The 13,600-nt window shown below is 36.9% G+C and carries 11 protein-coding genes; 3 read left to right on the top strand and 8 right to left on the bottom strand.

What is annotated here, in order from left to right; genetic code table 11:
* Positions 1 to 109 precede the first annotated feature (109 nt).
* The gene (locus tag PEDSA_RS17980; RefSeq protein ID WP_013634593.1) at positions 110 to 1,723 is read left to right on the top strand and encodes a hypothetical protein; all 1,614 of its coding nucleotides are present in this window, start codon (positions 110 to 112) and stop codon (positions 1,721 to 1,723) included.
* A 148-nt stretch (positions 1,724 to 1,871) separates the two neighbouring features.
* Here PEDSA_RS17980 and groL read toward each other — a convergent pair whose 3' ends face one another.
* The 7 genes from groL to miaB all read right to left on the bottom strand — a co-directional run bounded on the left by groL (position 1,872) and on the right by miaB (position 9,037).
* A complete protein-coding gene (gene groL / locus PEDSA_RS17975) occupies positions 1,872 to 3,509 on the bottom strand; it encodes a chaperonin GroEL (protein WP_013634592.1) in 1,638 nt (545 codons plus the stop codon).
* A gap of 132 nt (positions 3,510 to 3,641) precedes the next feature.
* On the bottom strand, positions 3,642 to 3,929 hold the full coding sequence (locus PEDSA_RS17970; RefSeq protein WP_013634591.1) for a co-chaperone GroES: 288 nt from the start codon (positions 3,927 to 3,929) through the stop codon (positions 3,642 to 3,644).
* A 317-nt stretch (positions 3,930 to 4,246) separates the two neighbouring features.
* Positions 4,247 to 4,594, bottom strand: a complete 348-nt coding sequence (secG, locus tag PEDSA_RS17965) for a preprotein translocase subunit SecG (RefSeq protein ID WP_013634590.1) — start codon at positions 4,592 to 4,594, stop codon at positions 4,247 to 4,249.
* 6 nt (positions 4,595 to 4,600) lie between these two features.
* A complete protein-coding gene (locus PEDSA_RS17960; RefSeq protein WP_148233555.1) occupies positions 4,601 to 5,707 on the bottom strand; it encodes a hypothetical protein in 1,107 nt (368 codons plus the stop codon).
* A 34-nt stretch (positions 5,708 to 5,741) separates the two neighbouring features.
* A complete protein-coding gene (locus tag PEDSA_RS17955) occupies positions 5,742 to 6,254 on the bottom strand; it encodes an LptE family protein (RefSeq protein ID WP_013634588.1) in 513 nt (170 codons plus the stop codon).
* On the bottom strand, positions 6,254 to 7,504 hold the full coding sequence (locus tag PEDSA_RS17950; RefSeq protein WP_013634587.1) for a sigma-54 interaction domain-containing protein: 1,251 nt from the start codon (positions 7,502 to 7,504) through the stop codon (positions 6,254 to 6,256). The genes PEDSA_RS17955 and PEDSA_RS17950 overlap by 1 nt, the downstream gene beginning before the upstream one ends.
* A gap of 111 nt (positions 7,505 to 7,615) precedes the next feature.
* Positions 7,616 to 9,037 (bottom strand): tRNA (N6-isopentenyl adenosine(37)-C2)-methylthiotransferase MiaB, encoded by a 1,422-nt coding sequence (miaB, locus tag PEDSA_RS17945; RefSeq protein WP_013634586.1) that lies wholly within the window; start codon positions 9,035 to 9,037, stop codon positions 7,616 to 7,618.
* Between the two features lie 126 nt (positions 9,038 to 9,163).
* Between miaB and PEDSA_RS17940 the strand changes: the two genes are divergently transcribed.
* Both PEDSA_RS17940 and PEDSA_RS17935 read left to right on the top strand, forming a co-directional pair.
* Complete coding sequence (locus PEDSA_RS17940; RefSeq protein WP_013634585.1) at positions 9,164 to 10,954, top strand: hypothetical protein; 1,791 nt, start codon at positions 9,164 to 9,166, stop codon at positions 10,952 to 10,954.
* A gap of 1 nt (position 10,955) precedes the next feature.
* Positions 10,956 to 12,263, top strand: a complete 1,308-nt coding sequence (locus tag PEDSA_RS17935) for a serine hydrolase domain-containing protein (RefSeq protein WP_013634584.1) — start codon at positions 10,956 to 10,958, stop codon at positions 12,261 to 12,263.
* A gap of 162 nt (positions 12,264 to 12,425) precedes the next feature.
* Here PEDSA_RS17935 and PEDSA_RS17930 read toward each other — a convergent pair whose 3' ends face one another.
* On the bottom strand, positions 12,426 to 13,487 hold the full coding sequence (locus PEDSA_RS17930; protein WP_013634583.1) for a branched-chain amino acid aminotransferase: 1,062 nt from the start codon (positions 13,485 to 13,487) through the stop codon (positions 12,426 to 12,428).
* Positions 13,488 to 13,600: the final 113 nt, after the last annotated feature.

Raw genomic sequence — 13,600 nt, 5'->3', positions numbered from 1 at the left:
CTACTTTGCTATTTTTCAATAGCGTCGTCCCAATCTCATTCAGTAAATTAGTTACTTAGCTATGGAATTGTAGCTTATACCCTGACTTTACAACAAAACACAAATGCCAATGACATTTAATAATTCAAAAATTAGACAAGTAAAAGCGATTTTCATACTCTCTCTTTTATGTACAAATTTTCTCGCATGGGGAGGAGATATCAAAAAAGAAAAGAAACCCGGCAAAAGCGAATGGGTTTATCCGGGCCCCAATGGTAAGTTAGTGTATAAAAAAACGCCAAAAGGTGATCAGATTATAGATTTCTCTCATGCCGGATATATGGGTGGTGGAGTAGCTCTACCAGATGTCGCGGTAAAAGTTACTGTAAAACCTCTGGTTGCAGATGCTGACTGTACTAATTTAATCCAGGCGGCCATTGATAAAGTATCTGCTATGCCTTTAGATAAAAACGGTTTTCGGGGAGCCGTTTTACTTGAATCAGGGACCTATCCATGCTCGCAACCTATAAGGATAATGACGGACGGCGTAGTACTTCGTGGAAGTGGAAAATCAGCTACAGGAAGTATAATCTCCATGTATGGAGAAAAACATACTGCAGTAATTCTATCAAATATGCCCAATCAGCGCGGCGGAAACCGTTCGGGAGAAAATACTAAAAGTGTAATCTCTACAAAGATAACCGATAAATATATCCCGGGAGGGAGTGTCAGTTTCAATGTAGAAAATACTTCTGGATTTAAAGTCGGAGATAATATTGAAATCAAAAAACCTGTAACTGAAAAATGGGTTAAATTTATGCAGATGGATGATTTGGTACGTGATGGCAAACCCCAAACCTGGATGAAAGCGGGTTCAATGTTAAGTACAGAACGCCGCATTGCAGCTATCAACGGAAATAAAATCAGTCTAGACGTACCGTTGGTAGATTCTTACGATGCAGAATACACCAATGATGAAACCGTAATGGTACTGGCAAATAATAACAAAAGACTAAAACAAGCGGGACTGGAAAACCTACGCATAATATGCCCTCCGCAAGCCGTAAATCACACTGCAGCTCTTTATTACGCCGTAAGATTAAATGGAGAAGATTGCTGGCTGAAAGACCTTGACCTGCTCGAAACGATGGAAAGCGTAGGCACAAACGGTCGGAGAATTACCGTTCAACGTGTTGCTGTTGTTCGTAAAGCGAAACATGAAGGCTCGTCAAAGCCCGCAGAATTCGCTCCCAATGCCGGGCAAATTCTACTGGATCGTTGCTCTGTTGAAGGCGATAATATATGGTTCGTAGCGCTGGGTGCAGGACAAACTGGCCCCATTGTATTTCTAAATTGCAATTTTACCGGCAATGGCCGCATTGAAGGCCACCAACGCTGGAGTACAGGCATGCTGCTTGACAATTGCAACGTACCAAACGGTGGAATCGATTTCAAAAACAGAGGAAGCATGGGCTCGGGACACGGTTGGGGAACAGCCTGGTCGGTAGCATGGAACTGCAATGCAGATAGCTATGTCAACCAAATTCCACCTGGCACTTACAATTGGGTAATTGGTAGTAAAGGAAAAAGCACTCCGCTACGAAGGCCGTTTAATAGTGATGGTCCGTATCTGCCGGAAGGCATCTTCGACTCTCCTAACATTCGTGTGAATCCTACCAGTTTGTATTTAACGCAACTGGAAGAAAGGCTGGGCAAACAAGCCTTAAAAGCAATTGGATATTAATTTAACTGCAAAGGGAAACAGGCTTTAACACCTATATTTTAACTATATCACATTGGTAATATAAAAAAACGCTGACAAAAACTTAAGTTTCTGTCAGCGTTTTTTTATCGCTTTAAGCTTTTAGCCTACCGCATTGAGCTTTACAACATTACATCATTCCGCCCATGCCACCACCCATTGGAGGCATTGCTGCTGCAGAACCACCTTCTTCTGGCTCATCTGCTAGTACACATTCTGTTGTTAATAACATAGAAGCGATTGATGCTGCATTCTCTAAAGCTACACGAGAAACTTTAGTTGGATCAATAACACCTGCTGTGATTAAGTTTTCGTAAACATCTCTGCGAGCGTTATAACCGTAATCTGCAGAACCTTGTTTTACATTATGAACAACGATAGATCCTTCAACACCTGCATTTTCGCAGATTTGACGTAAAGGTTCTTCGATAGCTCTTTTGATAATGTTGATACCAGTAGTCTCATCTTCGTTCTCTCCTTTTAAATCTTCTAACGAAGCAACTGCTCTGATGAAAGCAACACCTCCACCAGCAACAATACCTTCTTCTACTGCAGCTCTTGTTGCATGTAAAGCATCATCAACGCGATCTTTTTTCTCTTTCATTTCTACCTCTGTTGCTGCACCAACATAAAGTACCGCTACACCGCCAGCTAATTTAGCTAAACGCTCTTGTAACTTCTCTCTGTCGTAATCAGAAGTAGTTGTTTCAATCTGAGCTTTGATTTGATTAACGCGAGCTTTTATATCATCTGCATTACCAGCGCCATTAACTAAGATTGTATTGTCTTTATCTACAACAACCTTTTCAGCTTGTCCTAAGAAAGAAAGATCAGCATTTTCTAATTTGAAACCTCTTTCTTCCGAAATTACAGTACCTCCTGTTAAGATAGCGATGTCTTCTAACATAGCTTTTCTTCTATCACCAAAACCTGGCGCTTTAACAGCCGCTACTTTCAGAGAACCACGGATTTTGTTAACTACTAATGTAGCCAATGCTTCACCGTCTAAATCTTCTGCAATAATTAAAAGAGGCTTTCCTGTTTGAACTTGTTTTTCTAAAACCGGCAACAATTCTTTCATATTGCTGATTTTTTTGTCGTAGATTAAAATATAAGGATTTTCTAATTCTACTTCCATTTTATCGGCATTGGTTACGAAGTAAGGAGAAAGATAACCTCTGTCGAATTGCATACCTTCTACCGTTTTAACTTCAGTTTCAGTACCCTTTGCCTCTTCAACAGTAATTACACCGTCCTTACCTACTTTACTCATTGCTTCCGCAATTAGAGACCCGATAACGTCATCGTTATTTGCCGAGATAGAAGCAACTTGCTTGATTTTGTTATTATCTTCGCCTACCGCTTGAGATTGAGATTGTAAATTTTCTACAACAACGGCAACTGCTTTATCAATACCACGCTTTAAATCCATCGGATTTGCACCCGCAGCAACGTTTTTAATACCAGCTGTAATAATAGCTTGCGCTAATACAGTTGCAGTAGTTGTTCCGTCACCTGCAATATCAGCAGTTTTAGAAGCTACTTCTTTTACCATTTGTGCTCCCATGTTCTCTAAAGCATCTTTCAATTCGATTTCTTTAGCAACAGAAACACCGTCTTTGGTAACTACTGGCGATCCGAATTTTTTGTCAATAATTACGTTTCTACCTTTTGGACCTAACGTAACTTTTACAGCATTCGCTAATTTATCAACTCCGTTTTTTAAAGCATCTCTAGCTTCAACATTATATTTAATTTGTTTTGCCATTTTCTTTTATAGTATTGAGTTTAAAATAAAGGAATCAAGCTTTTAAAGCTCTCTTACACCCTTTTTACTTTATATTTTTATTTTTTTTTAATCAAAGGACATCGTTAAATGCGCCTCTTACCTCATACTTATTTATAATACCGCGTAAATGTCTTTTTCGCTCATGATTAAGTAATCTTTACCCTCGTAAGAAAACTCGGTACCAGAATACTTTCCATAAATAACTATGTCTCCTACTTTTACTGAAGGTTTTTTCGCATCAGCATCTTGTTCAGAAACTGAAACTACAACTCCTTTAGAAGGTTTTTCTTTTGCGGTATCCGGGATATAAATACCTGAAGCTGTTTTTTCTTCCGCTGCAGCAGGCTCAACAATAACTCTGTTTCCTGTACCTGCGATAGGTCTAATGTTTAACGCCATAATTATATTTATTTTTTAAGTTTTTGAGTTTATTTATTTTTCTACCTTTTCTTATCACAGAATATGCCAAACGCTATTTCTGACAGTTTTTCACCAAACGATGTCAATAAAACAATATTTTCAAAAAATTCGGTGCCAGCTTGACAGAGTTTAAGTTAAAAATCTGACAAGCGAATTTCTTTGATTATTGCATAAAATCATATCCTTTGATGATGAAGATTTAAAAATTTCTGACAATATAGTCAGAAATTACGAAAGTGCTAAAAACAAAAAAGCCACCCTATATAGGTGGCTTACAAATTATATTTTACACTAAATTATTTCTTAGTAGTATCTGCTTTATCTCCACTTTGTGGCATTGCAGGCAATGATGAAGGAAGTGCAGTTTTGTCTATTTGTTCCTGAATCCTTGATTTTGATGGGTTCACACTACCGCCTGTAGAAGTAGTAGCCGTAACATTGATTAACACAGCAATTACAAATAACGCGATAGCCAAACCCCAACTACCTTTTTCCAAAAAGTCGCCGGTTCTTTGTACGCCCATAATATTGTTTGATGATGAAAAACCAGAAGTCAAACCTCCGCCTTTTGGGTTTTGCACCAACACGATAAGTACCAACAGGATAGCGATAACAATCGCCAAAATAATCAAAAAAGTTGTCATATATCTTTAATTAACCTTTAATTCTAAATATTTTATTTGGCTGGCAAAGTAAGCGTTTTTTTCCGGATATTTCAAACTTAATTTTTTGTAAATATCTAAGGCCTTGTGATAAAGCATTTGTTCAACATATACTCGGGCCAGCGTTTCGGAAACTAATTCATTATTGTCTTCCGAACTTCGCTTTGCTTTATTTTCTGTATCAATTTTATCTGCTCTTGGAGCAGTAATATGAGGTTCTTCTTTTATAAATCTTTCGATAATATGATGTTGCTTATTTATCATAAAATCGAATGGCACCGTCTGTTTATTGTTTTCAACTTCATCAACAGAAGTGATATGGAATATATTTTCGACAATCTGATGTTCCAACGCATCTTTTGGAGAAGAGTTTTCGGGAGCGGGGTTATCCAAATAATAATCCGCATAAGGCCTGATATTCTCGTATTGCTTTCTTGTCTTGTTTAACCACCACAGAAAAGTATAAGGTAATCTTTCCTCATGATATCGAAATATATTCCCTTGCTCTTTAATTGCAGGTAAGTTTTCTGAACTTGAATCGGACTCTTCTTCAATCTTCTTAACGACTTGATCCCCTTCCTTTAAAAATTCGTCGCCAATGGTTTCTATATACGGAGCTCCCTGAACAGTCGATTCTTCTAAAAGGTTATCAATTTCTACCTCAACCTTCTCCTCTCCACTTGTTGTATGATCTCCAAACGCCTCTATTTCAATTTCTTCCTCGGAGATTTGTATTTCTTCTGCAACACTAGAAATTTCTGGTTCTAAATGCGGTGTAATTTCTTCATAGACTTCTTCCTCCTCCAATTCAATGGACTCATCCAGATCTCCAGCATATGCAAATCTTTCTGGCTGATGGATGAGATCATACAGTACATTTCTGGACGGAACATTTGCCGCTGCTTCTGCCAGATACCTATCATAAGACGAGCTCCCCACCGAACTTTTCGCCGCTAAAAGATAAAAGGCATGACAATAAGGATATGTTTCCTTTAAGGCAACTATATCCTCAAGATCTTTTTCGGACAGGTTCTGTAAATCGAAAAAGCCTTTTAAAGTCGATTCCTCTATATTTTTTTGCTCTTCTTTCTGCACTCTTAATATTCTGACTTGTGAAATTAATAAAACACTACCAATTAGCAAAAGCTCTGTTGTAAATGTCTTCGGTTAACTGTGTATTGATATCTTTTATTAAAGACTGTTCTACACTTGCAAAAGGTGTTGTCGACGAAAAATCTTTATACCTGGTAAAACTTTGATCAAAACTTTTATCTGGCTCAATAGCATTTACATACTTAACCTGAACGGTAATAGACAATCTGTTCTGAGCCGCAGTTGGAATATTCCCTCCCTGAATAGAAACCGGCTGGACATTATAAGCGGTAATTTTACCTTCGAAATTAGCATCTCCATCTGTTCTTATAAAACTTAAAGATGTTTGGTTTCTTATACGTTCTTTCAAGGCCTCTGTGAAAGATTGGCTTAACGTGGGAACTACCAGCGGAGCGACATTTTCAAATAAAGAAACCGAAACTGTTTTCATTCCCGCAGATATCGAACCTCCGGTAAAGGAATATATTCCGCAACCTTTTACAATAAAAAGAAAAGGTAGTAGTAAATATAAAATGAACTTCTTTTTCATCAGTTAAGGTTTAGTTCTTTAATCTTCCTGTAAAGTGTACGTTCTGATATACCTAATTCTTCAGCAGCAGATTTTCTTTTTCCTTTATGTTTCTTTAATGCCTTTTTTATCATATCAGCTTCTTTGTCAATCAAAGACAAAGATTCTTCTATTTCTTCTGCTTCTGTGTCATCAATCCTATAATTTTCATTTCTTGCAGGCACTGCTGGCTGGATAGTTAAAGAAGCATTATTACTTTCCGGCACACGCATCTGAATATCTCCATCGTCGTATAACGTATTCAAAATATGTGGATTATTCTCAGCAAAAGTCGAAGTGTTACCTCCATTTTTAATGATATCAGCTACCAATTTTTTCAGCTCTACCATATCCTTTTTCATATCAAAAAGAACTTTATATAAAAGGTCTCTTTCCGAAAAATCCTCTTTTTTCGAAGAACCAATCATCATTGGCAACGAACTGGTCATGTTTTCGGCTGGGATATAATGTAACAAAGTTTGCCCTGTAATGTATCTCTCCTTTTCCAAAACAGATATTTGTTCGGCAATATTTTTCAACTGTCTAACGTTTCCAGGCCAGGAGTAGTTAGAAAGCACTTCTATAGCATCAGGAGAAAGAGCTACGTTAGGCGAACGGTACTTATCTGTAAAATCTGCCACAAATTTCCTGAACAAAAGATAAATATCTTCTTTTCTTTCTCTTAGTGGCGGTATTTTCAAAGGCACTGTATTTAAACGGTAATAAAGATCTTCTCTAAATTTCCCCGCCTTTACAGCGCCGTACATATCAACATTGGTAGCCGCTACTACTCTTACGTTTGTCTTTTGCACTTTAGAAGATCCCACACGGATATATTCCCCCGATTCCAATACACGAAGTAATCTGGCCTGAGTTCCTAAAGGTAATTCCCCAACTTCATCCAAAAAAATCGTTCCGCCATTTACCACTTCAAAATAACCTTTTCTGGCCTCATGTGCTCCTGTAAATGAACCTTTTTCGTGACCAAAAAGCTCAGAATCTATAGTCCCTTCGGGAATAGCACCGCAGTTAACAGCAATAAACGGCCCGTGTTTACGAGCGCTCAATTGATGGATTATATGGGAAAACACTTCCTTACCCGACCCACTTTCTCCCGTAATTAAAACTGTAATATCTGTAGGAGCGACTTGTCTGGCAATATCGATAGCTCTGTTTAAAAGCACTGAGTTACCTATAATACCGAACCTTTGTTTTATATCCTGTACATCCATTTCTTATGAGTATTGAGATGAGATTTGAGATGTGAGATATTAGACTTGAGACTATATACCTATGTCTCAATACAACTCAAACCTCACATCTATTGTCTCACATCTATCTGATTAAACAACTTTACCTATTAACGTAGCACTTGTTGCTCTTTCAATTAATACATTTACGTATTGTCCTGGTTTATAAGCATCAGAAACTGGGAACACAACCATACAGTTCTGGTCGTTTCTTCCGCAATAGTCTTCTTTAGATTTTCTGGAAAAACCTTCTATCAATACCTTCTCTACTTTTCCTATGTGCTGTTGCAATCTGTAATAGCCATGCGTTTGCTGAAGCGCAATTACTTCTTCCAATCTTCTTTTTTTAACAGCCTCCGGCACATCATCTGTAAATTTCTTTGCAGCAGGTGTACCCGGTCTTTCGGAATAAGAAAACATATATGCAAAGTCATACTTAACAAACTCCTGCATACTTAAAGTTTCCTGATGTTCTTCCTCAGTTTCTGTACAGAAACCAGTTATAATATCTGTTGAAATTGCACATTCTGGCAGTATTCTTCTGATAGCATTGATTTTTTCCATATACCATTCCCTATCATAAGTCCTGTTCATCACTTCCAGAACTCTGGAATTTCCCGATTGAACCGGAAGATGAATGTACTTACAGATATTTTCGTATTTAGCCATGGTATAAAGTACATCATCTGTAATATCCTTAGGATGAGATGTAGAAAATCTCACTCTTAAATCAGGATGAACCAGAGCTACTTTTTCTAAAAGCTGTGCGAAATTTACACTTTCTGCATTTTCCTCATCGCTTGCTTTCCATTTATACGAATCAACATTTTGACCAAGAAGTGTAACTTCTCTATATCCTGCATTAAATAAGTCCTGAGCTTCTTTTATAATAGAATGCGGATCACGACTTCTTTCTCTTCCCCTTGTAAACGGAACCACACAGAAAGAGCACATATTATCACAACCTCTCATGATAGAAATAAATGCAGTAATTCCGTTAGAATTTAATCTTACGGGATTAATATCAGCATAAGTTTCCTCTCTTGAAAGCAATACGTTTACCGCTTTATTTCCCTCATCAACTTTACCTATAAGGTTTGGCAAATCACGGTAAGCATCCGGACCAACTACCAAATCAACAATCTTCTCTTCTTCAAGAAATTTTGACTTTAATCGCTCTGCCATACATCCTAATACACCAATCAGCATATCAGGTTTTCTAACCTTCGATGCGCCAAATTCTTTAAGCCTGTTTCTAACCCGAATTTCCGCATTCTCACGAATAGAACAGGTATTGATAAACACTACGTCAGCTTCTTTATAATCTGATGTAGTTACAAATCCGGCATCGGAAAGAATAGACGCAACAATCTCACTATCAGAAAAATTCATCTGACAACCGTAACTTTCTACATAAAGCTTTCTTCCTGTATTGGATTTAGATGATTCTAAAACCAAAGCTTCTCCTTGCCTGCTTTCGTCGTGTTCTTTAGACGGAATATTTAAATCTAACATCTTAATAATTTGGGATACAAAGATAACCTTTTCCTCCTTAAAATGACAGTTTGTCAGCCAATTATTTTATACAATAATATTACGGCCGGATAATTGAACATCATTTTATTTATATATTTATATTGAATGATTAAATCTGATAGTCCGAAGAAAAAACATAAACTTAAGCTATTTGCAATAGTTCTGGCTATTGTTACATTTATTATTGTATGTAGTGGAATAATCATCGCCATCAGATGGAAACCGATTCTTACAAAAACTATTCAGAACACTGTTCTTGAAGTATCTGACAACTTATACCAGGTGAAATTTGCAGATATCAGCCTGAATCTTTTTACTGGCAGTGTTTATTTTAAAAAGTTGGAAATAAAAGCAGATTCCAATGTTTATCGAGGTATGATAAAAAAAGGAATCGCTCCTGAAAACATCTTCAATTTAAAGATTAAAGAGCTCACTATTAAAAATATTAAACCCTTAAAAGTCTATTTAAAACGATATTTGGATGTTAAGGAAATCAGAATATTAGAGCCCGAACTCATTATAACCTATACCAGATTACGAAACAAGCTTAATAAACGAATAGACAACAGAACTACCTACGAAAAAATTAAAAACACGCTAAAATCGGCGAAACTGGAAAATCTAAAATTAAATGAGATTGAGTTTACTTATATAGACCAATCTTTACAGAAGCCAGAAATCACAAAAATAAATCGGGTAAGTATCAACGTTACTGACATTCTGATTGACTCCATTTCCCAATTCGATTCTACCAGAATCTTTCACTCAAAGGATATAAATGTTGTGTTAAACGATTTCAATTACCCCACTGCAGATTCATTGTACTTTGTAAAAATCGCTAAACTAAATGTTTCTACCATAAAGAAAAATGTGACAGTAGAAGGCTTTAAATTGGAGCCCAGATATGGAGAAATGCAATTCGCCAGTTTTTTCGAAAGACAACATGAACGCTATTCAATTAGATTTGACAGTATAATGCTTGAGAAAATTGATTTTCCTGCTTTAATAGATTACAGAACTATTTATGCCAGCAAGCTTACACTTAATGAGGGGGAAATCGCCATTTTTCTAAACCGGAGCAAGCCTAAAAAATTAATAGACAAAGCAATAAACTATCCACATGTCGCTTTGAAAAGAGTGAACTGGTCGGTATATATGGATACTGTTTCAATAAAAGGAACTGACATTAAGTATTCCGAGTATATGGCTAACACAAATTCCAAAGGCATTGTAAAGTTTAATAACCTCAGGGGAAATGTCCTTCGCGTTACCAATGACTCTTCTGCCTTAAGCAAACAACGCTACATTAATGCCTATTTAAAAACAGCTTTTCTTGGGCAAGCAGATCTTAACATTCATATTAAATTCGATATGATTGATCCGAATGCGGCCTTTTCTTACGAAGGAAATCTTAAAAACCTCGAATTGCATGCATTAAACCCTATCTCAAAAGCTCTGGCAAAAGTTTCCTTCGCCGCGGGAAAAATCAGTAATCTGGCATTTTCTGTAAATGGGAATACTGCCGGTGCCAATGGTACGGTCAAAATTCTTTATGATGGACTACGGGTACATTTGATGAAAAAGGATTCAGAAAATGAAAACTTCAAAAAAATGGGCCTTCTTTCTTTTTTAGCCAATGCTTTGGTCATTAAAGAATCAAACCCAGCAAATAACGAGGAACCAAGAGTGTCTCATCCCTATTATAGCCGACCTTCTGATGCATCATTTTTCAACGTGATGTGGAAAGTTATATTTTTGGGTTTTAAAGAAACCATCGGGATTACAAAAGAAAAAGAAGGGGAAATAAAAGCCACCGCAGAAAAATTCAAGGAAATCCAAAAACGAAGAGAAGAAAGAAAATTAAGACGAAAAAAATTAAAAGAAGATTCAAACTGATATGGCAACAAAACTCGCAAAAACACTATTGTTATTTTGCTCAGCAGCTTTAATAAGCTCTTGCTCAGAAAAAATAAACAACAAATTAGTAGTAGCAAGTAACCTAAAAAAATTAGGAATAAAAGAAGATAACCTCCATAGCATAGACAGCTTATTGGGATCTGCATTAATAAATAACTGGACAGCGGGAGCCACAGCTTTGGTAGCAAAAGAAGGACAAGTGGTTTATTATAAAGGCTTTGGTTTTAAAGACCGGGAAAACAAAGCGTTAATGTTCCCCGGAGACTTATTCCGTATTGCTTCCATGACAAAGCCTATTGTTTCTGTTGCCGCCCTGCAATTGGTAGAAGAAGGAAAATTAAAATTAGACGACCCCGTTTCTAAATACATTCCTCAATTCAAAAATGCCCAGGTTTTAGACTCTTTTAACGAATCAGACACAAGCTATACAACGGTACCGGCAAACAAAGAAATTACTATCAGAAACCTGTTTACCCACACCTCAGGTATAGGTTATGGCTTTGCCGATAAACGGTTAAAAATGATTTACGAAAAAAACAATATTCCCGATTTAGCAACTACCCAAAAACTAGTACTTGATTCTGTCATGCAAAAGCTTGGAAGTTTGCCTTTAGGAGTACAACCTGATTCGAAATTCTATTATGGTTTAAATACCGACGTTTTAGGAAGAGTTATCGAAGTTGCTTCGGGGAAACCTTTAGACTCTGTGCTCATTAAAAAGATTTTTGAACCATTGGGAATGAATGATACCCATTTCTTCTTACCTCCCCAAAAGACAAGAAGACTTGCTACAATGTATAGCGAAACAAAAGAAGGAAGATTAATAAGAACAGAACCAGTACAAGGTAAAAACAGCATTAACTTCCCTATTGCAGGCGCCAAGACTTACCTTTCGGGAGGATCAGGCCTGGTTTCTAATATTGATGATTATGCAAAATTTATTCAGATGCTATTAAACAAGGGGAGCTACGCCGGAAAAACTATCCTTAAACCAGAAACAATTGATACCATGACCGTAAATCAGATAGGAAACCTGATTGTTGGAAAAGCGAATAAGTTTGGATTAGGGCTTGAAATAGCTATGCCTGACGGAGTGAAAAATAATGCCAAAGTCGGAAAATTGAGCTGGGCCGGCGCATTCAACACTATGTTTTGGATAGATCCGGAAAGAAAATCTATTGCAATTCTAATGACACAAGTATATCCAGCTATTCATAAGAAGGAATTTTACTCAAAGTTCGAAACTTTAGTAAACCGGGCCTTGGATGAGGCACCTAAGAAAAAGTAAATTTTAATATAGGGAAATGTCCGAAAAGTATTAGCACCCTTTTTAGGCTGATTAACGTGGCTGTTGGACCCGTTTATTAATTTAGATTTAGGAAGACAATTCCATAAAAAAAGAGAGGCTATTTTTGTAGCCTCTCTTTATATAGCAATTAAAATTTTAAAATTACACCAGAAAGTTCCATCCAAATTCATCTGCAATTCTTCCGTAGCGCAGATCATTTAGATAAGTTAAAACTTTCTCAGAAAACTCTCTTCCTGCTACCGGAGGAAGCTCATATAATTTACCTTCGTATCCAATAGTAGAAATTGGAGTAATCGTTGCTGCAGTACCTGCTGCAAAAGCTTCCAATACAGTTCCATTTTCAATACCGTCAATCAGCTCCTGAACAGAAACTTTTCTTTGTTCCGCTTTATATCCGAAATGTTCAGCCAATTCCATAATTGTTCTGCGGGTAACACCATGTAAGATAGTGTCGCCATGGGGAGTAATTATAGTATCGCCTATTCTGAACACGAGGTTTGCTGTTCCTGCCTCTTCAATATATTTATGTTCCTTTGCATCAGTCCACATTAACTGGTCGAAACCTTCGTCATTAGCTATTTTGGTAGGGTATAAAGACAAAGCATAATTTCCTGCGTTTTTAGAGAACCCAACACCACCTTCTGCCGCTCTTGTGTAATGAGTTTCCACCTTCAATTTTAAGGGCTTGCTATAATAAGCGCCTACCGGACCTGTCATGATCACAAATTTGTAAGAAACAGAAGGATGAACCCCTAATGCCACCTCGGTTGCAAACATAAATGGTCTGATATATAAAGATGTTCCATCTGCACCTGGTACCCAGCCCCTATCTAAATCCAATAATTTTTTTAAACCATCTAAAAAAATCTCCTCAGGTACCTCAGGCATTTCTAACCTTACGGCAGATTTATTAAACCTTTCCCAGTTTTTATCGGGTCTGAAAATACTGACCGTTCCATCTGCAAATTTATAAGCTTTAATCCCTTCAAAAATTGACTGTCCGTAGTGTAATACAGAAGTCGCGGGATCTAAACTAAAGTTACCATAAGGAACTATTTCACAGGTCTGCCATTTGCCATTCGCGTAGTCAGCGACTAACATATGATCAGAAAAATACTTTCCAAATGATAAATTTTCAAAATCTACAGAAGACAAACGAGAATTTTCCGTTTGCTTGGTCTTAATTTCAAGCGTCTCTAACATGGGCCTATTATTCAAGAATATAGCTACAAAAATACAATATTTAACAGATTAAAAATGCACAAACAAGCATTTTTTCACATTAAATCAATTCCAAATAAGCTAATGTGCAAAAG

Source organism: Pseudopedobacter saltans DSM 12145 (assembly GCF_000190735.1).
Classification (GTDB): Bacteria; Bacteroidota; Bacteroidia; order Sphingobacteriales; family Sphingobacteriaceae; genus Pseudopedobacter; species Pseudopedobacter saltans.
Note: the sequence above shows the minus strand (reverse complement) of the source record. Positions and strands in the feature narration are given on the sequence as shown.

What these genes read in the sequence shown, in the direction of transcription:
- miaB (WP_013634586.1), bottom strand. Translation starts at nt 9,037, where the DNA reads ATGTTAGATTTAAATATTCCGTCTAAAGAACACGACGAAAGCAGGCAA.
- PEDSA_RS17940 (WP_013634585.1), top strand. Translation starts at nt 9,164, where the DNA reads ATGATTAAATCTGATAGTCCGAAGAAAAAACATAAACTTAAGCTATTT.
- PEDSA_RS17955 (WP_013634588.1), bottom strand. Translation starts at nt 6,254, where the DNA reads ATGAAAAAGAAGTTCATTTTATATTTACTACTACCTTTTCTTTTTATT.
- secG (WP_013634590.1), bottom strand. Translation starts at nt 4,594, where the DNA reads ATGACAACTTTTTTGATTATTTTGGCGATTGTTATCGCTATCCTGTTG.
- groL (WP_013634592.1), bottom strand. Translation starts at nt 3,509, where the DNA reads ATGGCAAAACAAATTAAATATAATGTTGAAGCTAGAGATGCTTTAAAA.
- PEDSA_RS17935 (WP_013634584.1), top strand. Translation starts at nt 10,956, where the DNA reads ATGGCAACAAAACTCGCAAAAACACTATTGTTATTTTGCTCAGCAGCT.
- PEDSA_RS17970 (WP_013634591.1), bottom strand. Translation starts at nt 3,929, where the DNA reads ATGGCGTTAAACATTAGACCTATCGCAGGTACAGGAAACAGAGTTATT.
- PEDSA_RS17980 (WP_013634593.1), top strand. Translation starts at nt 110, where the DNA reads ATGACATTTAATAATTCAAAAATTAGACAAGTAAAAGCGATTTTCATA.
- PEDSA_RS17950 (WP_013634587.1), bottom strand. Translation starts at nt 7,504, where the DNA reads ATGGATGTACAGGATATAAAACAAAGGTTCGGTATTATAGGTAACTCA.
- PEDSA_RS17930 (WP_013634583.1), bottom strand. Translation starts at nt 13,487, where the DNA reads ATGTTAGAGACGCTTGAAATTAAGACCAAGCAAACGGAAAATTCTCGT.